We start from the raw sequence: 25,093 nt of genomic DNA, 5'->3' as shown, positions 1-25,093 counted from the left end.
GCACGGTCCCCTGGCGTCGATGGACCTCACCGAGCTGGTCGCCGAGGTGCAGGACCGGCTGGGCACCATCGCCCGCACCCAGCAGCGGGTGCAGGCGCTGCTGGACGCCTACCTCAGCGTGCAGACCGGGATGGACCTGGACGAGACCCTGCTGCGGGTCGTCGAGGCGGCCGTCGAGCTGGTCGGGGCGAGGTACGGCGCCCTGGGGGTGCTGGGGCCCCGCGGCGGGTTGTCCCGGTTCGTCCACGTCGGCATCGACGGCCAGCAGGCCGCCCGGATGGGGGCACTGCCGGCCGGCCGCGGCGTGCTCGGTCAGCTGATCACCGACCCGGTGCCCCTGCGGGTGGCCGAGCTGTCCGGTCACCCGGCGTCGGTCGGTTTCCCGGCGCACCACCCGCCCATGGGGTCCTTCCTCGGGGTGCCCGTCGTGGTCCGTGGCGAGGTCTACGGCAACCTCTACCTGACCGAGAAGGCCGGGGGCGGGTTCACCGCGGCCGACGAGGCGCTGGTCGGCGCCTTGGCCGGGGCCGCGGGCATCGCGGTCGACAACGCCCGTCGCCTCGCCGTCGAGCAGGAGCGGCAACGCTGGCTGACCGCGGTGGCCGACGTCCGGGAGTCCCTGCTCGGCGGCCTGGCCCCCCACGAGGTGCTGGAGCTGATCACCGAACAGGTGCGGGCTCTCACCGGGTCCGACGCCGTCTTCCTCATCGGCCCCATGCCCGACGGCCTGCGCTGGGTCAGCGAGGCACAGAGCGGCGAGGGCCTCGACGACCTGACCGGCGTGCCGCTGACCGCCGAGACCTCCCCCGCCGTGGCCGCCCTGACCGGCGACCCTGGCACGGTGCACACCCTCGACCTGGCCTCGGTGGACTGGGAGGGCCCGGCCTCCGACGTCGACTGGGGTCCGGTGCTGGTGGCCCCCCTGAGCACCGGGCCCGACACCGAGACCGTGCTGGTGGCCGCCCGGTACCGCGGCGCCGAGCCCTTCGACCCGGCGTTGGCGGAGCTGGTGCGCTCCTTCGCCGACCAGACCGCGCTGGCCCTGGACGCGGCCGCCCGCCAGCGGGTGGCCCGCCAGCTGGACCTCCTCGCCGACCGGGACCGGATCGCCCGCGACCTGCACGACGTGGTCATCCAGCGGCTGTTCGCCGCCGGGCTCAGCCTGCAGTCGATGCTGACCCGGGTGCCCGACCCGGCCGACCGGGACCGGCTGGCCGCCATCGTCGGACAGCTGGACGGCACGGTGCACGACATCCGCACGACGATCTTCGACCTGCACACCCCGCCCGGGGGCGCCCCGGGGGCCGGCCTGCGCCGCCGCGTGCTCGACGTGCTCGCCGAGGGCTCGGGAGAGCTGCGGTCCAGCCTGCGCACCGCCGGCGCCGTGGACACCCGGGTGACCGGTCCCCTGGCGACCGACGTGGTGGCCGTCGTCCGGGAGGCGGTGAGCAACGCGGTGCGGCACTCGGGTGGGGGCACCGTCGAGGTCACCGTCGACCTCACCGACCACCTGGTCGTGGAGGTCGTCGACGACGGCGTCGGCCCACCACCGGAGGGGGCGTGGAGCGGCCTGCGCAACCTGCGGGAACGGGCCGCCGGACACGGCGGGACCCTCTGGTTGCACCCCCGGGACGGTGGTGGCACACGCCTGCGCTGGCAGGTGCCCTCGTGAGCAGGTCCAGGACGACGGGCGCCGGACGCCTGGCGCTGCGTGCGGCCTCACCGGCCGATCCGCCCACCTTCGTCCGCGACGTCCCGCACGGCTACGCCGACCCGGACCGGGTGCACGCCGACCTCCAGGCTGCCGGGTTCGGCGACGTCGACGTGCGGGAGGTGGTCCTCGAGAGCCGGGCGCTGGCCGCCCGGTACGGCAGAGGGCCCGTCACGGCACCCATGGCCGCACTCGTCGTCACCGCCACGCGGGCCGCCGCGACCACCGTCCCCGGCTGATCGAGCCACGCGGACAGCGCGGACGGGGCCTCGTGTCGGACCCCGATCGGTTCAGACCTTGGTGGCTCCGTGGTCCACCGGCAGCTGGACGCCGGTCATGGTGCGGCTGTCGTCGCTGGCCAGGAACAGCACGGCGGCGGCGATGTCCTCGGGCTGGGAGACCGGTGGGGTGAACCAGGCCTGGCCCATCGAGGCCGCGTAGGAGGGGTTGTCGCCGAACACCTGGGCGCCGTCGGCGCCCAGCTCGCCCATGGCGGTGGCCACGCCCCACGGGTGCACGGTGTTGACCCGGATCCGGTACGGCGCGAGCTCCAGGGCGGCCGAGTTGCCCAGGCCCACCACGCCGCGCTTGGCGGCGCTGTAGTGCGCCTGCCCGGGCAGTGACTTCAGCCCGGCGACCGAGCTGGTCAGGACGATCGACCCGCCGTTGTCGGCGGCGATCATGGCCGGCACCGCGGCCCGCATGGTGTGGAAGACCCCGGTCAGGTTGATGTCGATCATGTCGTTCCAGCGGTCCAGGTCCATCTCCCAGAACCGGCCCCAGGAGACGACCCCGGCGTTGGCGACGACGACGTCCAGTCGCCCGCCGAGCTCGGTGACCCCGCGGTCGACCAGGGCCTGCATCCCGGCCATGTCCCGCACGTCGACGTCGGCGGACACCACACGCCGGTCCAGGGCCTCGACCTGCCGGACGGTCTCGGCCAGGTCCTCGGCGGTGGCCGGCCGGTAGTCGGTACGGGTGGGCGGGTGCTGGTGTCGCACACGATCACGTCGGCACCCTCCCCGGCCAGCGCCAGCGCGTGGGCCCGGCCCTGACCGCGGGCGGCCCCGGTGACGAAGGCGACCCGGCCGGCGAGCTTGCTGCCCATCAGGCGTCCACCCCCGGGGCGCCGAGGCCCTCGCCGCCCACGTCCTCGGGGAAGACGATCGCGACCCGGGACAGCGTGCCGCCGTCGGTGGCCGGCAGGCAGACCCCGGACATGTAGGCCGACTCGTCGCTGGCCAGGAAGAGCGCGACGTTGGCGTTGTCCCGCAGCGCCGGGGGCCGGTCCAGGCGCAGCGGCATCGCCGCGTTCGCCTTGTCCCAGGGCTGCATCTGCTCGTAGGACTTCCCCAGCACCTCGGCGTCGGGCGCCAGCGCGAGGTTGATCGACATCCCGTGGGTCGGGCACAGCGCGTTCACCCGGATGCCGAACCGACCCAGCTCCAGCGCGAGCACCTTGACCAGCCCGTTCACCCCGTGCTTGGAGGCGGTGTAGCTGATGAAGTGCGGGTAGGCCGCGTAGGAGGACGCCGAGCTGGTGACCACGATGTTCCCGGCGCCCTGGGCCTTCATGACCGGGGTGGCGGCCTTGGCGGCGAGGAACACGCCCTTGAGGTTGACGTTCTGGACGGCGTCCCAGTTCTCCTCGGTCAGCTCCTCGAACGGGACCGACCCGAAGCCGATCTCGCCGATGCCGGCGTTGGCGAAGAGGACGTCCAGTCGGCCGTGGGTGTCGGTGGCCAAGCGGACCGCGGCCTGCATGTCGGCCTCGGAGCGGACGTCGGCCCTAAGCCAGACCGCGTGACCGCCCGCCTCGGTGACCTCCCCGGCGACCTTCTCCGCCCGAGCGGCCTGCAGGTCGGTGACCACGACCTTCGCGCCCTGCTCGGCGAACAGCAGCGCCGACTCCCGCCCCAATCCCGAACCGCCACCGGTGATGACGACGACCTTCTCTTCCAACCTCACGTGCGCTCCCTCGACCGTCCGGTGTTCCCGGTCACAACCTAGCCCGGCCTGTCGCAAAGCGACAAGAAGGCGCAACACGACACGAGGACGGGTCTTACGGTGGACGCCGTGACGGGCCCCGACGAACGCGACCGCCGGCCCTCGCTGCGCGAGCGCCGCCGTCTGCACACCGCGACGGAGATCTCGGCGGTGGCGGCCGAGCTCTTCCTGCGTGACGGGGTGGCGACGACGACGCTGGCCGACATCGCCGCCGCCGCGGAGGTCAGCACCCGCACCGTGCAGCGGTACTTCGCCAACAAGGCCGACGTGCTCGCCCCGGTGCTCCGGGAGGGCCTGCAGGACTACCTGGCCGCGGTCGCCTCGATCCCCTCGCGCCGACACGACCTCGACGAGCTCGGCGCCGCCCTCGTGGACGCCCTCGCCGTCACCTTCGAGGGCCCGGACGGTGCACGCGAGGCCGAGCGGGTGCGCCTGGTCGTCGGCGAACCCGAACTGCTCTCCGTGTGGCTGCGCATGCACGAGGAGTGCGTCCACGGGCTGGTGCCCCTGCTGGCACCCCGGCTCCCCGCCGCCCTCGACCCACTCCCCCTCCGCTTCGGCGCCACCCTCGTCGTGACCGCCAACCGACTGGCCGTGGAGACCTGGGCGGCCACGGGTGGCGACGCCCGGGACCACCTCGTCCACTGCCTCGAGGCCCTGCGCACCTGGTCGCTGCCCGGCACTGCCTGAGCGGCACCGGCCCCGCTCGTGGCCGGCGCCGAGGACCGCTGACACCTCGCCGAGGCCCACCTCCCTCGCGAGGCCGGCGGCGTCGGGCGGTTCGCACCCCCGGTCCGTGGGCAGCGCCTGGGGGTGACGACGACCGCCGTGGACGCCGCCCGGATCGGCTGCCCCAAGAGGATGGTCTTCGGGCCCTGCGGGGGCGTGCGCGACGACGGCCGGTGCGAGCTCGCCGACCACCCGTGCCCCTTCCTCAGCGAGCCGGCGCCCGGCTGGTCCACGCCGGTCGCCGCGCCCGCACCGCGGCCAGGCGGTCTGCTGGCCCGCGCCCAGCGCGGGCCCGTCGTCCTCACCGACCTCACTGCTGCGCCGGGCGACCTGGCCTCGGTGCGGTCGGTGGTGGCGGTGCTGGCCGGGGTGAGCGACGGCCTGCTCACCGCCGAGCACCAGGACCAACCCGACCTGCCTCCGACCCTGGTCGCCGCCGAGGTGGTCGCCGCCGGCGGTCGGCCCTGGGTCACCCTGGCCTGCCGGGACCGCAACCAGCTCGTCCTGGAGCAGGAGCTGGCCGGTCTCGCGGCTGTCGGGGTGGACGGCGTGCTCTGCGTGACCGGCGACGGCCGGGGACCGGGTGTGCGACCGGGGGTGACCCAGGTCTTCGACCTCGACGGGCCCCGGCTCACCGCACTGGCCGCCCGGGCCGGGCTGAGCGCCGCCGTCCCCGAGTCGCCGCAGACCCCGCCGACCGCCGGTCGACCGGCGCGGGTGGCACTCAAGCAGCAGGCCGGCGCCGCCCTCTGCGTGCTCAACCACGTGTCCGGTCCGGCGGAGGTGGCGGCCTTCGTGGGAGCGGCCCGGGCAGCCGGGGCCACGCTGCCGTTCCTGGCCTCGGTCGCGGTCTACAGCGACGAGCCGTCGGCACGGACGCTGCAGCGCTTCCCCGGCCTGCACCTGGACGGCACCGCTGTCGAACGGGTGCTCGCCGCCCCGGACCCGGTCGAGGCCGGAATCGCCGCAGCCGTCGCCGAGGCCCGGGCACTGCTCTCGGTGCCCGGGGTGGTCGGGGTCAACCTGTCCGGACGGGCCGCCGACCGCGGGGGGCTGGACGGGGCACGGGTCAAGGCCGAGGTGGCACGACGGATCCGGGAGGAACAAGCATGAGCGAACTGGACAGCGCCGCGATGGAGGACGAGTTCGACGTCACCGCGGCGTGGACCGAGGAGGCCGCACGCGTGCTCGGCCCGGGGCACGCCGTCCCTGCGGGCTGCCGGGGCTCGGGCAGCGTCGGGTCACTGCGCTGGCTCGCCGACCGCATGGCCCTGCACCCGGGTGACCTGCTCGTCGATGCCGGGGCGGGGGTCGGCGGCCCGGCCGCGTGGGCGGCCGGTGACCGGCAGGTGCGGCCGGTCTGCCTGGAGCCCATGGCCGGTGCGGTGCACGCCTCCCGCCACCTGTTCGGGCTGCCGTCGGCCGTCGCGATGGGGCAGTCGCTCCCGTTGCTCGACGGCGTCACCGCGGCGGCCTGGAGCCTGGGGGTCCTCTGCACCACCGACGACAAGGCCGGCGCGCTGGCCGAGCTGCACCGGGTCCTGCGCCCGGGAGGACGGCTGGGGCTGCTCGTCTTCGTGCAGGCGGTCGACCCGCTGCCCGCTCCCGCGCCGGAGGGGAACTCGTTCCCCACCGACGACGACCTGGACGACCTGCTCGGGGCTGCGGGCTTCGACGTGGTGGACCGAGCGGTCGCCGACCTGGACGACAACCCACCCGGCTGGGACGACGCGGCCGACGCGGTGGACGCCGAGATGGAGCGCCGGCACGGCGCGGACCCCCGCTTCCGCCGCTCCTCCCAACAGTCCGGGCGGATGGGAGCGCTGCTGTCCGCGGGAGCGGTGCGGCCGACGCTGGTGGTGGCCGTCCGCCGGGCCTGACCTGGGCACCGTCTCGGTCGCGCTCGTGCGCCAGCCCGGTGTCAGGACGACGGACCGGTGGGCAGTCCGGCCCCGGGCCGGCCGTCGGACCCCGGGATGACCACCCCGTTGACCATCAGGTCCGACCCGCAGCGGGAGCGGAAGACGATCGTCCCCTCGGCAGCTCCGACGAACACCCAGCTCGAGTCCGCGCGACCCGCAGTGCTCGAGGACGTCCCGGGAGTCCGACTGCCTGGCCGGCGAGCCAGCAGGGTCCGCAGGCGGTCCAGCGGTCCGGGCGACCCGGACGGTCGGACTCGACCGCTGACAGCACGGCCCGGGCCCACCCGAGTCACGCAGGTGCGCCCACGGCCATCTCGCGGACGTCGTCGGCGACCGCGAGCGGTGCGCCGGTGGCTGTCACGACGTCCTCGACGGACACGCCTGGGGCGGTCTCGCGCAGCAGGAAGCCGGTCCCGGTGACGTCGACGACGGCGAGGTCGGTGATGATCCGGTCGACGCAGGCCTTGCCGGTGAGCGGCAGGGTGCACTCCTCGACGAGCTTGGGGGATCCGTCGCGGGCGACGTGCTCCATCATGATGATCACCGCGCGGGCTCCGTGGACGAGGTCCATGGCCCCGCCCATGCCGTTGACCATCTTGCCGGGGATCAGCCAGTTGGCGAGGTCACCGCGCGGGTCGACCTGCATGGCGCCCAGGACGGCGACGTCGATGTGCTTGCCGCGGATCATCCCGAACGACAGCGCCGAGTCGAAGAAGCTCGCCCCGGGCTGCAGGGTGATCGTCTCCTTGCCGGCGTTGATCAGGTCCGGGTCCTCCTCGCCCTCGAAGGGGTAGGGGCCGACACCGAGGACGCCGTTCTCCGACTGCAGCACCACGTGCACGCCGTCGGGGATGAAGTTCGGGACCAGGGTCGGCATGCCGATCCCGAGGTTGACGTACTGGCCGTCCTGCAGGTCCAGGGCGACGCGGGCGGCGAGCTGGTCACGGGTCAGAGCCATCGGTCAGGCCTCCTCGATCTGCGCGGCGGGGCGGGGGCGGGTGGTGCGCTTCTCGATGTCCTTGCCCTCGACACCGACCTCGACCACGCGCTGCACGAAGACCCCGGGCAGGTGGATCGACTCCGGGAGGATCTCCCCGGGCTCGACCAGCCGCTCCACCTCGGCGATGGTGATGGTGCCGGCCATCGCGCACAGCGGGTTGAAGTTGCGCGCGGACTCGTGGAACACCAGGTTGCCGTGCCGGTCACCGACCGCAGCTCGGACCAGCGCGAAGTCGGCGGTCAGCGCGGTCTCCAGCACGAAGTCCTGCCCACCGAAGTCCCGGGTCTCCTTGGGCTCGCTGACCAGCACGACGTTCCCGTCGGCGTCGTAGCGCACCGGGATCCCGCCGTCGGCGACCATCGTGCCGACGCCGGTGGGGGTGAAGAAGGCGGGGATCCCGCAGCCGCCGGCGCGCAGCCGCTCGGCGAGCGTGCCCTGCGGGGTCAGCTCGACGTCGAGCTGGCCAGACAGGTAGAGCCGGGCCAGCTCCTTGTTGCCGCCCACGAAGGAGGAGATCGTCTTGGCGATCCGGCCGGCGTAGAGCAGCACCCCGAGCGCGGCGTCGTCCACCCCGCAGTTGTTGCTGATCGTGGTCAACCCGTCCGCGCCCTGCTCCAGGAGCGCGTCGATCAGCTTGATCGGCACCCCGCAGAGCCCGAAACCACCCACCGCCAACGACGAGCCGGCACCGATGTCGGCCACCGCCTCGGCTGTGCTGGCAACGACCTTGTCCATGTCCGCCTTCCTCCGGGGTGCTGGGGGGTCGGCGATCATGCGGTCAGCGCGATGTACTTCTCCTCGAGGAACTCCAAGATCCCCTCGGAGCTCCCCTCCCGGCCCAGCCCGCTCTGCTTCACCCCGCCGAAGGGTGCGGCCGGGTCACTGACGACCCCGCGGTTGACCGCGACCATCCCGGACTCCAGTCGCCGAGCGACCGCCATGGCCTCCCGCTCCTCGCCGAAGACGTAGGCCATGAGCCCGAACTCGGTGTCGTTGGCCATCGCCACGGCCTCGTCCACGTCGCTGTAGCGGACGACGGGGGTCACCGGACCGAAGACCTCGGTGCGGGTGATCGCCGACCCGTGCCGGACCCCGGTCAGCAGCGTCGCGTCGTAGAAGGCACCGACCTCGTGCGACGTCCCGCCGCGGACGACGGTCGCGCCCTCGGCCACCGCCTCCTCGACCAGCGAGGCCACCTTGTCCCGCTCGCCGGTGGAGACCAGCGCGCCCAGGGTGTTGCGGCGGTCGACCCCTGGTCCGACCGTGACCTGAGCCAGGGCGGTGTCCATCCGTGCCACGAACTCGTCGTGCACGGAGTCGTGCACGTAGAACCGGTTGGCTGCCGTGCAGGCGGCGCCGCCGTTGCGCATCTTGGCCAGCAGCGCACCGGCCACGGCCTCCTCGAGGTCGGCGCCGGGGAGGACGACGAGGGGCGCGTTGCCACCCAGTTCCATGGAGGCGCTGACCACCGAGTCGGCGCAGGCGTGCAGGAGCGCGCGACCGACCTCGGTGGAGCCGGTGAAGGACAGCTTGCGGACCTCCGGCCTGTCGAGCATGGCGCGCACCGGGACGTCCGGCGGGGTCGGCATGACCAGGTTGACCACCCCGCGGGGCACCCCGGCCCGGTGCAGCACGTCCACGACGTAGCCGGCGGTCAGCGGGGTCTCCGGCGCGGGCTTGAGGATCGTGGTGCAGCCGGCGGCCAGCGCCGGGGCGAGCTTGCGGGTGGCCATCGCGGCCGGGAAGTTCCACGGGGTGATGAGCAGCGACACCCCGATCGGCTGGCGGTCCACGACCATCCGCTTGTCCCCCGCCGGCGAGAGCCGGTAGTCCCCGGGCACGCGGACGGCCTCCTCGGCGAACCAGCGGAAGAACTCGGTGGCGTACGCGGCTTCGCCGATGGCGTCACCCCAGGACTTGCCGTTCTCCCGGACCATCAGCTCCGCGAGCTGTTCGGCCTCGGCGGTGAGGATGTCGAAGACGGTGCGCAGCAGCTCGCTGCGCACGCGCGGGGCGGTCGCCGCCCAGCCCTCGGCGGCCGCAGCCGCGGCGTCGACGGCGTCCATGCAGTCCTGCTCGGTGGCCACCGCTACGTCGGCGATGACGGAGAGGTCGGCGGGGTCCAGGACGTCCAGACGCTCGCCACCGGATCCCGGGCGCCACCTGCCGTCGATGTAGAGGTCGGTGTGCAGCGGGGTGTCGGTCACGAGGCGCTCCCTGCGTAGGCGTGTTCGAGGACGTCGAGCAGGAGCTCGGGCGTGGGGTCCACCGGGGCGATGGCCAGGAGTCGGGCCGAACGCAGGCCCAGTTCGACGATGCGGGGCAGCTGGTCCCGGGTGATCCCGATGGCGGCGAGGTCGGCGGGGACGCCGATCGCGACGTTCATCTCCGCGACCCTGGCCCGGGTGCGTTCGGCGGAGGACTCGGCCGGGGCGATGCCCTCCAGAGCCGCACCCAGGGCAGCGAGCCGGTCTGCGGCCACCGGACGGACGGCGTCCATCACGTAGGGCAGCAGCAGTCCGGTCCCCAGGCCGTGCGGGGTCTTGGTCATCGCCCCGATCGGGTACTGCAGGGCGTGGCACAGGTGGGTGCCGGTGGACCCGAACGCGACGCCGGCCAGCAGCGCCCCGCGAGCCACCTCCTCCCGGGCCACCCTGTTGCCCGGCTGGGCCACGGCCACCGGCAGCCAGGGGCCCAGGTGGGCCGCGGCCTGCAGGGACAGCGGCTCGGCCAGGGCGTTGCGGCCGGTGAACACCGGCAGCGGCGACGTCCAGTCCACCTCCAGGGACCGCGCCGTGTAGGACTCGACGGCGTGCACCAGGGCGTCGATCCCGGAGAACGCGGTCACCGGGGCGGGGGCGCCGAGGGTCAGCTCGGGATCGACGACGGCGGCGACGGGCACCAGGAACGGGCTGGAGATCCCGACCTTGAGCTCCCGGTCGGGGTCGGAGACGACGGCGACGGGGGTGACCTCGGAACCGGTCCCCGCGGTGGTGGGGACCGCGACGACCGGCAGCACCGGACCGGGCACCTGGTTCTCGCCGTAGTACCGGCTCAGTGGGCCCTCGTGGGTGCACAGCAGGGCGAGGACCTTCGCCGCGTCCAGTGCGCTGCCGCCGCCGATGGCCAGCACCACGTCTGCGCCGAACCCGCGGGCCACCTCGGCCCCGGCGACCAGGCTGTCGACGGGCAGCTCCGGGGTGACGTCGGCGTGCACGTGCACCTCGAGGCCGACCGCGGTCAACCGGTCCACCGTCTCGGTGAGCACCGGTGTGCCCAGCAGGAAGGGGTCGACGACCGCGAGCACCCGGCGGCCGTGCAGGGCGAGGACCTCGGGCAGCTGGTGGCGGGCGCCGTACCCGACGTGCACCCGGGCCGGCAGCCGCAGCGTGCCGACGGTGCTGAGGGAGTCAGGCAAGGAACCCACCGTCCACGGGGAGGACGACGCCGGACAGGTGCCCCGCCCGGTCGCCGAGCAGGAAGGACACCGCGGCCGCGACGTCCCGACCGGTCCCGGTCTTGCGCAGCGGCGTCGCTGCGACGCGGGCCTCGACGCCGCCGGGGATCGCCCGCCGGGTGGCGTCCAGCATCGGGGACTCGGTGGGGCCGGGGGCGACGGCGTTGACCCGGACGCCGAGCGGTCCCAGGTCGTGCGCGGCGGTCTTGGTCAAGCCGATCACGGCGTGCTTGGAGGCCTGGTAGGCGCCCATGCCGGAGCTGCCGCGCAGTCCGCCGATGCTGCTGACGTTGACGATGGAGCCCTGCCCCTGGGCGACCATGACCCTGGCCTCCTCGCGCAGGCACAGCCAGGTGCCCTTGACGTTGACGGCCATCAGCTGGTCGAAGTCGGCCTCGGAGACCTGGTCCAGCCGGCCGGCCTGGGTCGCCGCGGCGTTGTTCAGCGCGCCGTCCAGCCGCCCGAACCGCTCGACGGTCGCGTCGACGAACCGGGCGACGTCCCAGGCCCGGGAGACGTCGCCGGTGCTGGAGGCGACGTCGTGGCCGGCGGCAGTGAGCTCGTCGGTGATCGCGGCCAGGGGGCCGGCGGAACGGGCGACGAGCATGAGGCGGGCGCCGTCCTCGGCGAGCAGTCGAGCGGCGTCGGCGCCGATGCCGCTGCTGGCGCCGACGACGAGGACCACCCGCCCCTCCAGGGGGCGGTGTGGCGTGGGGTGGGTCATGACGTCCTTCCTGCTGTGGGGTGGGGGTCGAGCGTGGGGAGCGGCACGCTCCGGGCGGCCTGCACCGCGGCCGTGGCCGCGGCACCGAACAGGCTCGCGTCGTTGCTGAGCATCGTGAACCCGAACCCGGTCTCCAGAGCGGCCCGAACGGCCTCGGCGGTGGCCCCGCCGGCGTTGCCGACCGGCACCCCGGCAGCCCGGGCGCCGCGGACCGCCTCGGCGATGAGGTCCTGGACGACGAAATCGGAGACGGCGGCGCCCTGGCTGACTGCGAGGTCGGCGGCCCCGACGAGGAGGGCGTCGACGCCGTCCACCCCGCCGATCGCGGCGGCCTGCCGGGCGGCGTCGGCGCTCTCGACCTGGGCGATGAGCACGACCTCCTCCTGTCCGTAGCGGAGGTACTCCTCCAGTGGCAGCGCCCCCCAGTCCCCCACGCGGCTGGTGGCGCCGACGCCGCGGGTGCCTCGTGGCGGGAAGCGCACCGCGGCGGCCGCAGCCTGCGCCTGCTCGACGGTGTCCACGTGCGGCACCATCACGCCCTCGGCGCCGGCGTCGAGGACCCGCTGGACGAGACCGGGGTGCAGGTCGGGCACCCGGACCACCGCGGGCAGTCCCGCGTGCCGGGCGACGCCGATGAGCCCGGACGCGGACTCCAGGTCCATCGGGGAGTGCTCCAGGTCCAGGACGACGAAGTCGAACCCGGCGATCGCGACGAGCTCCAGCAGCTCGGTCGAGGCGATCTTCAGCCAGGTGCCCAGAGCCGGCCGGGACGTGTCGGCGAGGGCCGCACGCAGCAGGCTGCGCCGGGGGCTCACGAGGCGGGGCGGGGGTAGTCCTCGGCGTTGACCACCCAGCCGGAGGCGGCGAAGTCCGCCCGGGGCGGGGAGAACAGGTCGATGAGCTGCTGGTACGGGCCGACACCCTGGGTGGTGTGCACGGTGGGCGGGGGGATGACGCAGATCGACGGTGTGGCGATCTCCCGGCTCTCGTCGGGTCGCCACTGCGCGGAGTCCGGGCCCCACGGGTAGCGGATGTGGTGCACGAAGCGGCCCTTGACCGCCATCGACACCTGTTCGAAGTCGTCGTGGTGGTGCGGGGACAGCTTGTGCGGCGGGCGCGGGGTGGGCTCCTCGGCGAGGAAGTTCACCATCAGGTTGGTCGTCCGGAAGACCCGCCCGAACCGTCCCTCCACGACGGGGTGCTCGGCCAGCGGGTAGACCCGCAGCGCGAAACCGCCGACGGGGTCCGGCCCGGGCACCATCGGCGTCGCCCGGGGGTCGGGCTCGGCGTAGACCTCGGCGTTGAGTGCGGCTGCGGCGAGGTCCTCGGCGACGACGGAGAAGACCCGGATGAGCGGGCCGTCGGTCTGTACCCGGATCTCGCTGTCCCCGGGAGGGACGACCACCAGCGCCTCGTCGTCGACAGCGCGGGTGGCACCGCCGGCCTGCACCTGGATGGCGCTGCTGTCGGAGTGCACCAGCACCAGGTACTCGTCGGGCTGGCCGGTCCGGCTGAACACGTCCCCGGCGCGGGCGTCGGTGTAGGCGACCACCATGTTGGCGGCCCGGGCGATCCAGGTCCGGCTGCCGGCGCGGGTGGTCTCGGTGGGCGGCAGGGCCAGGAACTCCACCCACTGCGAGGGCCGGATGGGGGTGCCGGCGTCCACGGTGCGGGTCGGCGCCACGGGGGCCAGTGTCGAGCGGATGTCGTCGGCTGCGTAGGTGGTCATGCGCGGGCGCTCCTGTCGGTGGTGGGGGTGGTCCGACCGCGCAGCCCGAGCTGGGCGCGGGCGTCGTCGGGGGTGGCGATCTGCTTGCCCATGTCCTCGAGGACGGCGCGGATCTTGGTGACCTGCTGGGCGTTGCTCTCGGCGAGGCGGCCCTTGCCGATCCAGAGGCTGTCCTCCAGGCCGACCCGGACGTGCCCGCCGAGCCAGGCGCTGTGGGTGCCGAACTCGAACTGGCTGCGGCCGGCGGCGAAGGCGGAGAAGGCGTAGTCGTCGCCGAAGAGCTTGTCGGCGATGCGGACCATGTGCGCGAGGTTCTCGTGGTCGGCCCCGATGCCGCCGAGGATCCCGAACACGCCCTGGACCAGGAACGGCGGCTCAGCCAGGCCCTTGTCCACGAAGTGCGCCAAGGAGTAGAGGTGGCCGATGTCGTAGCACTCGAACTCGAACTTGGTCCCGCGGTCCCCGAGCACGCGCAGGGTGTGCTCGATCCGGTCGAAGGTGTTGATGAAGGGGTGCGACCAGGTGTTGCGCACGTAGGGCTCTTCCCAGTCGTGCTGCCACGCGGTGACCTTGTCCGCGATCCCCGAGTACACGAAGTTCATCGAGCCCATGTTCATCGAGGCGAGCTCGGGCTCGAAGCGCAGTGCGCCGGCCAGCCGCTCCTCCATGGTCATCGCCGAGGAACCGCCGGTGGTGATGTTGACGACGACGTCGGTGGCCTCGGTGATGCGCGGGACGATCTGCTCGAAGACCTCGGCCTCGAACGCCGGCCGGCCGTCGGGGTGCCGGGCGTGCAGGTGCACCACGGCCGACCCCGCCTCGATCGCCTCCAGCGCGGAGGCGACCACCTGATCGGCCGAGAGCGGCAGGTGCGGGCTCTGCGAGGGCACGTTGACCGAGCCGGTCACCGCGGTCGTGATGACGACCTTCTCCGCCCGCTTCACCGGTTGGTCTCCTCGAGGCCCAGCAGGAACGCGGTGTTGCGACAGGTCATCTGCCGGATGTCCTCGGCCTTGATGCCGTGGTCGAGCAGCTGCTGGACGATCAGCAGGTAGGCGTCCACCGGCAGGGGGTTGCCGACCTGGCCGAGGTCGGAGTCCAGCACCGTGCGCTCCGGGCCGATCTTGTGGATCCAGTCCACGAGCTGCTCGATCGGCCAGTGCGGGGCGGCGACGTCGGGGTGGTACATCGACAGCTCGTGCTCGATGAACGCACCGTGCCCCAGCATCTCCTCGATCGCGGTCTCCGAGGCGTTGATGATGTAGTCCGGGTGGTGCACCAGCAGCCGCTTCACCCCGTTGCGGGCTGCGGTGGCGAAGAAGGCGGACATGGACTCACCGTCCAGGTGACCGCCCGTCAGCAGGATCCCGGCGTCGGAGACGAGCCTGGTCACCAGGTCGGCCTGCTGGGAGACCGCGCCGGTCGAGTCGAAGACCGACACCTCCTCCTCGTAGAGGTTGCCGGTGTTGTTGGGGAAACCGTCGTCGTGCTGGTGGGCGAGCAGGTGCTGACCGGCTGAGACGGTCGGGCCCCAGACGCAACGCCCGCCCATCAGCACGGCCACGGCCACGGCCGACGGGTTCATCCCGCCCACCTCGGAGTTCATCGCGACCCCGCCGTAGACCGGGGTGGGCGCCTGCGCCAGCTGCGGCCCCATCGCCAACACGTCCATGGCGGTGTTGTGGTGGTGGGACTTCACGAGGATCGCGCGCATCCCGATGCGAGCCCCGTCGTGGGACGCCTCGACGTGGTCGAGTCGGCGGGGGAACGGGCTGGGACCCGAGTGGCAGTGCAGGTCGACGGTGCCGTCGAGGACCTGCAGCAGTGCCGGCGACGGTGACGTACCGGCCTCCGTGGTGGTCATGCCCTGGTGCCTCCGTTGTTCGTATCGTGAGCTTGGAGTTCACGCTATGCACAACGGCCGGGTCGCGTCTAGGGGCGCCAGCAACTTTGTTCGTCATGTGAAACCGGTGATTGCATGATGAACAAACTGCTGCTTCACTCCGTGACGTGGACCGCACCGACGTCACGAGAGGAGGCACCGTGGAGACGCTGCGTCACCCGGCAGGCGGACCGTCGCGGGGTCCTGGTCACGCCGCGGCCGCGAACACGAGCGAGTCCGAGGGCGGGCTGATCCAGGCGATCGACCGGGCCGCGAACATCCTGGCGCTGCTGGACCAGGACACCGGCACCCTCAGCGCGCCCCTCGTCGCGGAGCGGCTGGGACTCAACAGGACGACGGCGCACCGTTACCTGCAGTCCCTGCGGCGCTCGGGCTTCCTCAGTGCGACCGGTGGACCCGGGCCGCTGCTCGACCAGCTGTCCGCGCTCACCTCGGTCCGCCAGCAGATCCTCACCACGGCGCCGGCGATCATGCGTCAGTTGTCGGACACGACCGGTCTGACCACGGTGCTGAGCTTCCTGGGACGCACGGGGGCCGTCGTCACCCTCGTCGAGGAGCCACTGCAGGGCACCATCCTCATCACCGTCCGCATCGGCACGGTGCTCGAGGTGCGGGCCGCCCAGACCCGGGCCCTGCTGGCCTTCCAGTCCGACCCCACGGCCGTCACCCGCGCGCACGCCCGCCTCACCGACGCCGAGGCCGCGGTCGAGCGACAGGTGCTCCACGAGGTCCGCCAGCAGCGCGTCGCCTGGGCCGACCTGGGCAGGGCCGGCCTGGCCTCCGTCGCCGTCCCCGTGCTGGCCACCTACGACGTCCAGGCTGCGATGGCGCTGATCGGCACCACCACGATGGTCGACCGGGCATCCGGGGCGACCAACCAGGTGCGCGCCCTGCGCGGCGCCGCCGCCACGCTCAGCTCGACCGTGTCGGGCTGAGAGGAGAGGAACCCGTGACACAGACCGTTCTCGAACCAGGCACCGCACAGGGCACGTCATCGGAGCAGTCGCCGGCCCCAGCAGGACGTCGCCGACCACGGCCGCACTGGTTGCTCCTGCTGCCGGCGCTGGCGCTGGTCGTCGCCGTGCTGGTGCTGCCGCTCGGCCAGAGCCTGCTCCGCAGCATCGGCGCCCCGGCCACCTTGACCGGGGAGCACTACACCGAGCTGTTCACCGACGGGGTGACCCTCCGGGTCCTCTGGCGCACCGTGCAGACGGCGGTGCTGGTCACCGTCATCGCGTTCGCGCTGGGCTACCCCTACGCCTACGTGATGACCCGCGTCGGGCCCCGCATGCGGGCACTCCTGCTGGTCGTCGTCCTCGTGCCGTTCTGGACCTCGGTGATGGCCCGCAACTTCGCCTGGATCCTCATCCTCCAGCGCGGGGGGCCCGTCGACTCCTTCTTCGGCCTCTTCGGCCTGGACGTCGTGCTCTACGGCAAGCAGGCCGGCGTGGTCATCGCCATGAGCCAGGTGCTCCTGCCGTTCATGGTGCTCCCGCTGTTCAGCGCCTTGAGCGGCATCGACCGTCGGCTGCTGCTGGCAGCACAGAGCCTGGGATCGCGTCCTCTCGTCGCGTTCTGGAAGGTCTACTGGCCGCTGTCCCGAGGCGGTGTGACCGCCGGACTCATCCTCGTCTTCACCCTCAGCCTCGGCTTCTACGTCACCCCGGCGCTGCTGGGCACACCACAGGAGTCCCTGGTGGCCCAGCTGCTGGCCGCCCGCACCACCCAGCTCCTGGACTTCGAGGGCGCCGGCGCCCTCGGCATGGTCGTCCTCGTGGCCACCCTCGGACTCGTCGCCTGGGCCAACCGGCTCGGCGGGACCGTGTCGGCCATCGGGGTCGTCGCCACCAGCACCCCGGAGGGCAAGCGATGACCGCGACCACCGAGCGTCCCACCGTCGGGACGCACGGGCCTGCCCCGCGCCGGGCCCAGACCCCCCGGGTGCGACGGGTCGGGCGACGCCCGGGCCTGGACGCCGTGCCGTGGTGGCTGCGGCTGCTGGCCGCCGCGGTCGCGCTGTTCTTCGTCCTGCCGACGCTCTTCGTCATCCCGATGAGCTTCAGCTCCTCGACGACCTTCTCCTTCCCGCCGCAGGGCTTCTCCCTGGACCTCTACCGGAACTTCTTCACCGACCCGGTCTGGCTGACGTCCCTGCGCAACTCGGTGTTCGTCGCCACGGCCGCGGCCGTGCTCGCCACGGTGGTCGGCACCGCCGCCGCCGTCGGTCTGCACGCGCTCACCGGCCGGGTCGCGGGCCTCGCCCGCACGGTGCTGATGATCTCCATCGTCACCCCCGGCATCGTCGTCGCCGTAGCGGTCTACGTGTCCTTCCTGCGCTGGCACCTCGTCGGCAGCTTCTGGGGGTACACGCTGGCGCACGCCGCGATCGGCGTCCCGTTCGTCGTCGTCTCGGTGACCAGCGCACTCGGGGGCTTCGACGCCAAGCTGCTGCGCGCAGCAGCCTCCCTGGGGGCCTCCCCGTGGCGGGCGTTCCGGAGCGTGACGCTCCCGCTCATCAGCCGCGGCGTCGTCACCGGGGCGGTGTTCGCCTTCGTGACCTCCTTCGACGAGGTCGTCATCGCCCTCTTCCTGCGCTCCCCCACGTTCCAGACGCTCCCCGTCCAGATGTTCAACAGCGTCACCTTCGAGGTCGACCCGACCATCGCGGCGTCCTCGAGCCTCGTGGTCACCGTCGTCACCGTCATCTGCCTGGTCCCGCTGCTGCTGGGCCGCACACGTCCCTCCCGTCAGGAGAAACCGTGACCACCACGTCCAGCCACGTCGCCCCGCCCACCGCCACCCGGTCGGGCACCCAGATCCAGCTCACCGAGGTGACCAAGGACTACGGCCAGGCAGCCCCCGCGGTCGACGCGGTCTCCCTGACCATCGAGCCCGGGGAGTTCATGACGCTGCTGGGGCCCAGCGGGTCGGGCAAGACGACCACGCTCAACCTCATCGCCGGCTTCGAGTCCCTGACGTCGGGGCACGTCTCCCTCGACGACCGCGACGTCAGCGACCTGCCCCCACACAAGCGGGACCTGGGGATGCTCTTCCAGAACTACGCGCTCTTCCCGCACATGACGGTTGCCCAGAACGTGGCCTACCCCCTCCGGGAACGACGTGTACCCAAGGCCGAGATCGCCCGTCGCGTGGCGGCGGTCCTCGAGCTGGTGCAGCTGACCGGGCGGGACGACGCCGTCCCCACGCAGTTGTCCGGGGGGCAGCAGCAGCGCGTCGCCCTCGCGCGGGCCATCGTCTTCGACCCCAAGGCGCTGCTGCTCGACGAGCCACTGGGAGCCCTGGACCGCAATCTGCGCGGCGCCCTGCAGGCCGAGATCCAACGCATCCACCGCGAGGTGGGCTCGACGTTCGTCTTCGTCACCCACGACCAGGAAGAGGCGATGAGCCTCTCGGACCGGATCGCGTTGTTCAACGCCGGGCGCATCGAGCAGGTCGGGACCCCGCAGGAGCTCTACGCGGCCCCCGAGACCCTCTTCACCGCTCGCTTCCTCGGCGACTCGACGTTCTTCCCGCTCCGCGGGATGGACGAGCGGTCCCTCGGGTGGGGTCGTTCGACGTGGTCCCTGGCCCCGGGGTCGGTCGCCGCCCGAGCCCGGACGGCGCCCACCACCGCACTGGTGGTGCGACCCGAGGACGTCCGCGTCGTGCCCAACGAGGCCGACGTCCCGGCCGGCGCCAACCACGTCGCCGCGACCCTGACCGACGTCCAGTACCTGGGCTCCTACCGCACGGCCGTGCTGTCCGTGCCCGGCGGCGACGAGCCCGCCGTCGTCGGCCGGGCCCGGGTCGACGCCATGGAGTCCGAACTGTCCGTGGGCCAGTCCGTGGTGGCCTGGTGGCCCGTCGCCAGGCAGCGCGTCGTGGCCGGCTGACCCGCCGTCGGCAGACCCTGCGCGGCCGCCTGGTCACGATGCGGACCGCTGTGTCGCATGACGGAGAAAAGCGGCGAGAAAGGGCTGCGGCGCCTTGTCGGGTGAGCCGGCTCACCCTTACGTTCACTCAGCGATCCAGAACTTCGCATCGCGAACATCCAGGGGCAGCCCGCCCCCGACACGAAGGACAGTGACAACGGTGCCACGAACAACCCGTGCGCTCGGGACCCTCGGTGCGGTCCTGCTCCTGACCACGATGGCGGCCTGCGGAGGTGACAGCGGCACCCCGAACGCCTCGGCGGACGAGGCGACGCTGACCTTCGTCGGCTACGGCGGCGACGGTCAGGACGCGATGATCGCCAACTGGCAGGAGCCCTACACCGAGGCCAACCCCGGCATCACGTTCGTCAACACCTCACCGCCGGACTTCGCCCAGGTGCAGGCCCAGGTCGAGGCCGATGCCGTGACGTGGGACGTCATCGCGGCCGCACCAGCTGCCGCGCAGCAGAACTGCGGCACCCTCTTCGAGGAGATCGAGTACACCGGGGTGAGCGAGGACGACCTGGTCGAGGGGGCGGTCGGTGACTGCTACGTCGGGAACTTCGTGCTGTCCACTCCCTTCGCCTACCGCACGGACTCCTTCCCGGACCCGGCGACGGCACCGACCTCGGTCGAGGACTTCTTCGACACCGAGGCCTTCCCCGGTCAGCGCGGGCTGGTCACCAACGTCCAGAACGGCATCCTGGAGTACCCGCTGCTCGCCGACGGTGTCGCACCCGTCGACCTGTACCCCCTCGACGTGGACCGTGCACTGGAGCGGCTGGACACCATCCGGGACGTCACGACGTTCGCTCCCAACGTCGGTGCGTTGCAGCAGGCAGTCGGCAGTGGCCAGGTCGACATGTTCTTCCTGCCCGACTCCCGCCTCGTCCCGCTGCTGGACCAGGGGGTGGACATCACCATCGTGTGGGACACGACCGTGACGTCGCTGAACGCTCTCGCCATCCCCAAGGGGACACCCAACCTCGCCGCCGCCCAGGCCTTCGCCTCCTCGGTCACCAGCCCCGAGCCTGCCGCCGGCATCGCCCGGGACCTGGGTGTCAGCCCGGTCAACACCTCGGCCCCGCTGGACCTGTCACCCAACGCCGAGCTCGTCCAGTACAACGGTCCGGCCAACACCGGCGAGACGGTCTCGCAGGACCTCGACTGGTACGGCGAGAACTACAACGACGCCGTGCAACGCCTGACCATCTGGCTGGCCGGCTGACCCGGACCGGCCCCGCACCGCTGCGCCGGTGCGGGGTCGGTCGCCGACTACCGTGCGGCCATGCCGAACGCAGACGACGCCCAGGTATCGACCGCTGACATCCGGTCGGTCGCCAGGGTCGGTCAGATCTGCGCGCTCTTCGGTCCCGACGCCCCTGAGCTCACCGCAGCAGAGGTCGCCGAGAGCACCGGACTCAACCGCACGACCGCCTACCGGTACTGCACCTCGATGGCCAGCGCCGGGATCCTCGACAAGGGCAGCCGCCGGGGGACGTTCTCCCTCGGGCGACTGATGCTCGAGCTCGGCGTCCTGGCGCTGGGCCGCGACGGCGTCGTGGACCTCGCCCGACCACACCTGGAACGGCTGCGGACCGCGACCCGGTCGACGGCCGTGCTGAGCATCCGGGGCACCCAGGGCGCGGTCGTCGCCCTGGTCGAGGAGGACACCAGCCGGTCGGTGGTGGTGACCGTGCGCCCGGGCACCAAGTTGGACCGCAACGCCGCCCAGTCGCTGCTGATGGAGGCCTTCGGCGATCCGCTGACGGACACCGACTCACCGGACTCCTCACCGGCCGACCGGGCCCGACACCAGCAGGAGGTCTACGAGGCCCGGAAGAACGGCCACAGCGTCGCGTGGCAGGAGAGCACCTTCGCCGTCGCCGCCCCGGTGTTCGGCAGCCGCGGGCTCGTCGCGACCGTGGCACTCCTGGGCGCCGGCGAACTGGACCTGGCTCTGCTGCTCGCGCCCTTGACGTCGACCGCCGCAGCCCTCACCGCCGAGCTCGGGGGTGAGGCTGACTGAACCGACCCCACCACCGTCTCGAGAGGACACCCCGTGGCCACGCCCGCAGACCTCGCTGACCCCCGCGATCGGGAGGACCTCTTCGACCTCGTCCGGCGTGAGCGCTTCGCCCGGGACCAGCGCTTGTTCGACGTGATGGCCGACTGCTTCCACGAGAACGCCTGGGTTCGCACCACCTGGTACGACGGCGTCGGCGGGGACGCCTACGTCGCCTCCACCCGCGCGCTCCTCGGAGACTCCCCGGCCGGGGACACCTCCGGCAGACACTGGGTCTTCCCGGCCCTCGCCCGGGTGCGCGGGGACCGGGCCACCGTGGAGAGCCCCGCCACCATCTTCGAGCGACGCGAACTGCACGGCGTCCACGTGGACGTCCACGCGCACTGCCGCTTCTTCTCCCGGGCCGTCCGGGAGCACGGGCGGTGGCGGCTGCTGACCTTCCACGTCCTCTTCGAGTGGGACGAGCTGCGACCCGCCACGGCCGGTGACACCCCGGTGCTCGACCGCGACCTGCTGGCGTCGCTGCGACCCTCTTACCGCTTCCTCGGCTACCTGCAGATCGACCGCGGTGTCCGGCTGGACCCGGACCTGCTCGGAGACGACCGGTGGGAAGGCGTGACGGCCTTCCACGCCAGGGAGGACGCGTGGCTGTCCGGGAACGGCGCCCTCGACGACCCCACGTGACCGACACGTCGACCTGTGCCGACGTGCGCCCGGTCTCGTGGGTCAGGTGTCGGTGGCGAGTGCCCGGGCCAGGGTCGCCCGCGTGTCCGCGGGGTCGATGACGTCGTCGATCTCGAAGGCCGCGGCCGCGCTGAGGCCCTTGCCCCGTTCGTAGGCCTCGGCGACCAGTTCGTCGTACCGGGCCCGTCGCGCGTCGAGGTCGTCGATGGCCTCGAGCTCGGTCCGGAAGCCCAGGCGGACCCCACCCTCCAGGCCCATGCCGCCGAACTCACCGGTGGGCCAGCTGACGGTCAGGACCGGCGCCTTGAGGTCCCCCCCGGCCATGGCCATCGCGCCCAGCCCGTAGCCCTTGCGCAGCACGACGACGCACAACGGCACGGTGAGCCGGGCGCCGGCGGTGAACATCGCGCTGAACCGACGGACGGTGCCGCCTCGTTCCGCGTCGGGGCCGACCATGAACCCGGGGGTGTCGCACAGGGACACGACCGGGAGGCCGTGGGTCTGGCACAGCTGGAGGAACCGGGTGGCCTTGTCGGAGGCGTCGGCGTCGATGGCGCCCCCCAGGTGCAGGGAGTTGTTGGCGACGATCCCGACGGCACGACCTTCGATCCGGGCCAAGGCGGTGAGGATCCCGGTCCCGAACCCGGAACGGAGCTCCAGGAGGAGCCCGGTGTCCGCGATGGTCTTCAGGACCGGCCGCACGTCGTAGGTGCGGAGCCTGTTCTCCGGGACGGCCGACCGGAGGGACCGTTGGTCGCCGCACTCCCAGCCGGTACGGGGGTGGGTGAAGTAGTGCAGGTAGCGGCGGGCGGTGTCGACGGCGGCCGCGTCGTCCTCGACCAGCACGTCGACCACGCCGTTGGCGACCTGGACGTCCATCGGTCCGACGTCGGCGGGGGCCACGGCGCCCAGCCCCCCTCCCTCGATCATCGCCGGGCCGCCCATGCCCAGGCTGCTGCCCCGGGTGGCGATGATGACGTCGCACGCCCCGGCCAGGGCCGCGTTGCCGGCGAAGCACCAGCCCGAGACCACCGCCACCATCGGGACCCGTCCGGACAGCGCTGCAGCCATGCGGAACGTGGGGACGTCGAGTTGCGCGACGGCCGTGGTGTCGGTCTCCCCGGGACGGCCGCCGCCGCCCTCGGCGAAGAGCACCAGGGGGAGTCGTCGGCGGTGCACCAGCTCGAGGAGCCGGTCGGTCTTGCGGTGGTTCTGGATCCCCTGGGTGCCGGCGAGCACGGTGTAGTCGTAGGACATGACCGCCACGGGCCGGTCGGCGACCCGGGCGGTCGCCGTGACCAGACCGTCGGCGGGGGTGCGTTCGACGAGGTCCTCGAGCGTCCGCCGGCGACGTTGGGCGGCGATCGTGAGGGCGCCGTACTCGGTGAGGGTGTCGGCGTCCACCAGGGCAGCGATGCTCTCCCGCGCCGTCCAGCGGCCGGCGCCATGTCGCTTCTCCACCGCTCGGGGGCGGGCTTCGTCGAGGCCGATCTGGTGGCGGCGGTCGACCTCGGCCAGGTCGGGTCGGCGGTGGTCGAGATCGGTCGGCACGACGTCCTCGGTGGTCGCGGTGGTCTGGTCGTCCTGCTCGACGACCGCGACCAGTGCGGCGGCGCCCACGACCTCACCGGCGCTGACCAGCACCGCCTGCACGACTCCCCCGACGGGAGCCGCGACGACGGACTCCATCTTCATGGCCTCGACGACGACGAGGGTGTCGCCCGCGGTGACCCGATCGCCGACGGCGACCACGGCCTGCACGACGACACCGGCCTGCTGGGTGCGTGCCGCGACGGCACCTGCGGGGACGACGTCCTCGGTCGCTGCTCCGGGCTCGGAGGTGTCTGCTCCGGGGGCAGACCGTGGCGCCGGGTCCTGCGGGACGTCGGCCAGCAGCTCGGCCAGGTGGTCCTCGACGAACGTCGTGGAGATGGTCCCCGCGGCCAGTTCCGGTCGGTCCAGGAGCGCGCGCAGCAGACCCAGGTTGGTCGGCACACCGCTGACGTGGAATCCGGCGAGCGCGTGCCCGGCTCGCGCGGTGAGCGCAGCGAGGTCCCGGCGCGGGTCGGACACGACGACCTTGGCCAGGAGGCTGTCGTACCGGGGACTGACGGTGTACCCCGCCCACCCGTGGGTGTCCACGCGCACCCCGCGGCCCGAGGGTGGGTCGAACGTCGTCAGGGTCCCGGTCCCCGGGGTGACGTCGCCGTCGGGCTCCACGGTCTCGGTGTTCAGCCGCGCCTGGAGCGCCGTGCCCCGGCTGGGGACCGATGCGGCCAGGCCGAGGTCCGTCAGGACCGCCCCGCCGGCGATCAGCAGGGAGGCCTCCACCAGGTCGACGCCCGTGACCTCCTCGGTGACGGTGTGCTCCACCTGCACACGTGGGTTGACCTCCAGGAAGACCCACTCGTGGCCGCTGACGAGGAACTCGACGGTGGCCAGCCCCCGGTAGTCCAGTGAGGCCCCGATGGTCGTCGCCGCCTCGTGGAGGGCGGCACGCACCTCCGGCGGCAGCTGGGGTGCAGGGGCGATCTCCACGAGCTTCTGCCGCCGGCGCTGCAGGCTGCAGTCCCGGTCGCCGAGGGCCACGACCGCGCCCGTCCCGTCCCCCACCAGCTGGACCTCGATGTGCCGGGCGGCGGGGAACAGCTGCTCGACGTAGAGGGCGCCGTCACCGAAGGCCCGCTCCGCCTCCGACTGCGCTCTCTCCCAGGCCGGCGGCAGGTCCGCCATGTCCGCGACCGGTCGCATGCCGCGCCCGCCCCCGCCGGCCAGCGGCTTGACCATGACCGCGCCACCCGGACCCAGCGATCCCAGGAACGACCGGGCCTGCGGGAGGGTGGTGGGGCCGTCGGTCCCCCGGGCCAGGGGGATGCCCAGCGCCCGGGCGTGGTCGCGGGCGCGGGACTTGTCGCCCAGCAGGGCGAGCACGTCCGGGCTCGGGCCGACGAAGCGCACCCCGGCCTCGGCGCAGCGGGTGGCGAAGGCCGGGTTCTCGGAGAGGAAGCCGTAGCCGGGGTGCAGGGCGTCGCAACCGGCGCTCACCGCAGCTGCCACGAGCGCGCCGGCATCCAGGTAGGCAGCCGGCCCTGTTCCGGGGATCTCGACGTGTTCGTGGGCTGCCCGGACGTGGGCGCAGTCGGCGTCGTCCGCCGGAGCCACCGCCACGGTCCGGATGCCCAGAGCTGCGGCGGCGGCCGTGATGCGCACGGCGATCTCCCCGCGGTTGGCGACGAGCAGCACGGCGACCGGGCCGTCGGCCGGGGCGG

Annotated in this window: 23 protein-coding genes and 1 pseudogene; 12 read left to right on the top strand and 12 right to left on the bottom strand. The window is 72.9% G+C overall.

The genetic code is table 11. From position 1 onward, the window contains the following. The first annotated feature begins 19 nt into the window (after nucleotides 1–19). Nucleotides 20–1,672 (top strand): GAF domain-containing protein, encoded by a 1,653-nt coding sequence (locus tag F1C76_20525; GenBank protein QNG38611.1) that lies wholly within the window; start codon nucleotides 20–22, stop codon nucleotides 1,670–1,672. Further along, nucleotides 1,669–1,950, top strand: a complete 282-nt coding sequence (locus F1C76_20520) for a hypothetical protein (GenBank protein ID QNG38610.1) — start codon at nucleotides 1,669–1,671, stop codon at nucleotides 1,948–1,950. Before F1C76_20525 ends, F1C76_20520 begins: the two co-directional genes overlap by 4 nt. A 51-nt stretch (nucleotides 1,951–2,001) precedes the next feature. Here F1C76_20520 and F1C76_20515 read toward each other — a convergent pair. Further along, nucleotides 2,002–2,819, bottom strand: a pseudogene (locus F1C76_20515) (mycofactocin-coupled SDR family oxidoreductase). Further along, the gene (locus F1C76_20510) at nucleotides 2,819–3,679 is read right to left on the bottom strand and encodes an SDR family NAD(P)-dependent oxidoreductase (GenBank protein ID QNG38609.1); all 861 of its coding nucleotides are present in this window, start codon (nucleotides 3,677–3,679) and stop codon (nucleotides 2,819–2,821) included. The pseudogene F1C76_20515 and the gene F1C76_20510 overlap by 1 nt, the downstream one beginning before the upstream one ends. A 108-nt stretch (nucleotides 3,680–3,787) precedes the next feature. Here F1C76_20510 and F1C76_20505 point away from each other — a divergent pair, with 108 nt between their 5' ends. From F1C76_20505 to F1C76_20495, 3 genes are all read left to right on the top strand, one after another. Next, nucleotides 3,788–4,408 (top strand): TetR family transcriptional regulator, encoded by a 621-nt coding sequence (locus F1C76_20505; protein QNG38608.1) that lies wholly within the window; start codon nucleotides 3,788–3,790, stop codon nucleotides 4,406–4,408. Between the two features lie 138 nt (nucleotides 4,409–4,546). Continuing rightward, the gene (locus tag F1C76_20500) at nucleotides 4,547–5,560 is read left to right on the top strand and encodes a methylenetetrahydrofolate reductase (protein QNG39430.1); all 1,014 of its coding nucleotides are present in this window, start codon (nucleotides 4,547–4,549) and stop codon (nucleotides 5,558–5,560) included. Nucleotides 5,561–5,580: 20 nt separating this feature from the next. Beyond that, the gene (locus F1C76_20495) at nucleotides 5,581–6,327 is read left to right on the top strand and encodes a class I SAM-dependent methyltransferase (protein QNG39429.1); all 747 of its coding nucleotides are present in this window, start codon (nucleotides 5,581–5,583) and stop codon (nucleotides 6,325–6,327) included. A 331-nt stretch (nucleotides 6,328–6,658) separates the two neighbouring features. On the opposite strand, the gene F1C76_20490 is transcribed toward F1C76_20495, so the two are convergent. Genes F1C76_20490 through F1C76_20450 form a run of 9 tightly spaced genes read right to left on the bottom strand, consistent with a single transcriptional unit; the run spans nucleotide 6,659 to nucleotide 15,143 of the window. Continuing rightward, entirely contained in the window at nucleotides 6,659–7,327 is a 669-nt protein-coding gene (locus F1C76_20490) for a CoA transferase subunit B (GenBank protein ID QNG38607.1), read from the bottom strand. 3 nt (nucleotides 7,328–7,330) lie between these two features. Then, nucleotides 7,331–8,104: a CoA transferase subunit A gene (locus F1C76_20485; protein ID QNG38606.1), complete on the bottom strand. Its 774-nt coding sequence runs from the start codon at nucleotides 8,102–8,104 to the stop codon at nucleotides 7,331–7,333. A gap of 35 nt (nucleotides 8,105–8,139) precedes the next feature. Next, a complete protein-coding gene (locus tag F1C76_20480; protein ID QNG38605.1) occupies nucleotides 8,140–9,576 on the bottom strand; it encodes an NAD-dependent succinate-semialdehyde dehydrogenase in 1,437 nt (478 codons plus the stop codon). Continuing rightward, nucleotides 9,573–10,739 (bottom strand): iron-containing alcohol dehydrogenase, encoded by a 1,167-nt coding sequence (locus tag F1C76_20475; protein QNG39428.1) that lies wholly within the window; start codon nucleotides 10,737–10,739, stop codon nucleotides 9,573–9,575. Before F1C76_20475 ends, F1C76_20480 begins: the two co-directional genes overlap by 4 nt. Before the next feature lie 40 nt (nucleotides 10,740–10,779). Then, the gene (locus F1C76_20470) at nucleotides 10,780–11,550 is read right to left on the bottom strand and encodes an SDR family oxidoreductase (GenBank protein ID QNG38604.1); all 771 of its coding nucleotides are present in this window, start codon (nucleotides 11,548–11,550) and stop codon (nucleotides 10,780–10,782) included. Next, nucleotides 11,547–12,365 carry a 2,4-dihydroxyhept-2-ene-1,7-dioic acid aldolase gene (locus tag F1C76_20465; protein ID QNG38603.1) on the bottom strand — a complete coding sequence of 273 codons (819 nt, stop codon included), beginning with the start codon at nucleotides 12,363–12,365 and terminating at the stop codon, nucleotides 11,547–11,549. The genes F1C76_20470 and F1C76_20465 overlap by 4 nt, the downstream gene beginning before the upstream one ends. Beyond that, a complete protein-coding gene (locus tag F1C76_20460) occupies nucleotides 12,362–13,279 on the bottom strand; it encodes a hypothetical protein (protein QNG38602.1) in 918 nt (305 codons plus the stop codon). The genes F1C76_20465 and F1C76_20460 overlap by 4 nt, the downstream gene beginning before the upstream one ends. Next, nucleotides 13,276–14,223: a 3-keto-5-aminohexanoate cleavage protein gene (locus F1C76_20455; GenBank protein ID QNG38601.1), complete on the bottom strand. Its 948-nt coding sequence runs from the start codon at nucleotides 14,221–14,223 to the stop codon at nucleotides 13,276–13,278. Before F1C76_20455 ends, F1C76_20460 begins: the two co-directional genes overlap by 4 nt. Further along, on the bottom strand, nucleotides 14,220–15,143 hold the full coding sequence (locus F1C76_20450; protein QNG38600.1) for a hypothetical protein: 924 nt from the start codon (nucleotides 15,141–15,143) through the stop codon (nucleotides 14,220–14,222). Before F1C76_20450 ends, F1C76_20455 begins: the two co-directional genes overlap by 4 nt. Before the next feature lie 110 nt (nucleotides 15,144–15,253). Between F1C76_20450 and F1C76_20445 the strand changes: the two genes are divergently transcribed. From F1C76_20445 to F1C76_20415, 7 genes are all read left to right on the top strand, one after another. Then, nucleotides 15,254–16,117 (top strand): helix-turn-helix domain-containing protein, encoded by an 864-nt coding sequence (locus tag F1C76_20445; protein ID QNG38599.1) that lies wholly within the window; start codon nucleotides 15,254–15,256, stop codon nucleotides 16,115–16,117. A gap of 110 nt (nucleotides 16,118–16,227) precedes the next feature. Next, complete coding sequence (locus F1C76_20440; protein ID QNG38598.1) at nucleotides 16,228–17,055, top strand: ABC transporter permease; 828 nt, start codon at nucleotides 16,228–16,230, stop codon at nucleotides 17,053–17,055. Next, nucleotides 17,052–17,945, top strand: a complete 894-nt coding sequence (locus tag F1C76_20435) for an ABC transporter permease (GenBank protein QNG38597.1) — start codon at nucleotides 17,052–17,054, stop codon at nucleotides 17,943–17,945. The genes F1C76_20440 and F1C76_20435 overlap by 4 nt, the downstream gene beginning before the upstream one ends. Further along, nucleotides 17,942–19,075, top strand: a complete 1,134-nt coding sequence (locus F1C76_20430; protein ID QNG38596.1) for an ABC transporter ATP-binding protein — start codon at nucleotides 17,942–17,944, stop codon at nucleotides 19,073–19,075. The genes F1C76_20435 and F1C76_20430 overlap by 4 nt, the downstream gene beginning before the upstream one ends. Nucleotides 19,076–19,274: 199 nt before the next feature. Beyond that, the gene (locus tag F1C76_20425; GenBank protein ID QNG38595.1) at nucleotides 19,275–20,342 is read left to right on the top strand and encodes an extracellular solute-binding protein; all 1,068 of its coding nucleotides are present in this window, start codon (nucleotides 19,275–19,277) and stop codon (nucleotides 20,340–20,342) included. A 60-nt stretch (nucleotides 20,343–20,402) separates the two neighbouring features. Beyond that, nucleotides 20,403–21,143: a helix-turn-helix domain-containing protein gene (locus F1C76_20420; GenBank protein ID QNG38594.1), complete on the top strand. Its 741-nt coding sequence runs from the start codon at nucleotides 20,403–20,405 to the stop codon at nucleotides 21,141–21,143. Between the two features lie 33 nt (nucleotides 21,144–21,176). Further along, nucleotides 21,177–21,824: a nuclear transport factor 2 family protein gene (locus tag F1C76_20415; protein ID QNG38593.1), complete on the top strand. Its 648-nt coding sequence runs from the start codon at nucleotides 21,177–21,179 to the stop codon at nucleotides 21,822–21,824. Nucleotides 21,825–21,866: 42 nt separating this feature from the next. On the opposite strand, the gene F1C76_20410 is transcribed toward F1C76_20415, so the two are convergent. Continuing rightward, complete coding sequence (locus F1C76_20410) at nucleotides 21,867–25,067, bottom strand: ATP-grasp domain-containing protein (protein QNG39427.1); 3,201 nt, start codon at nucleotides 25,065–25,067, stop codon at nucleotides 21,867–21,869. Nucleotides 25,068–25,093: the final 26 nt, after the last annotated feature.

Source organism: Geodermatophilaceae bacterium NBWT11 (assembly GCA_014218215.1).
GTDB lineage: Bacteria > Actinomycetota > Actinomycetes > Mycobacteriales > Geodermatophilaceae > Klenkia.
Note: the sequence above shows the minus strand (reverse complement) of the source record. Positions and strands in the feature narration are given on the sequence as shown.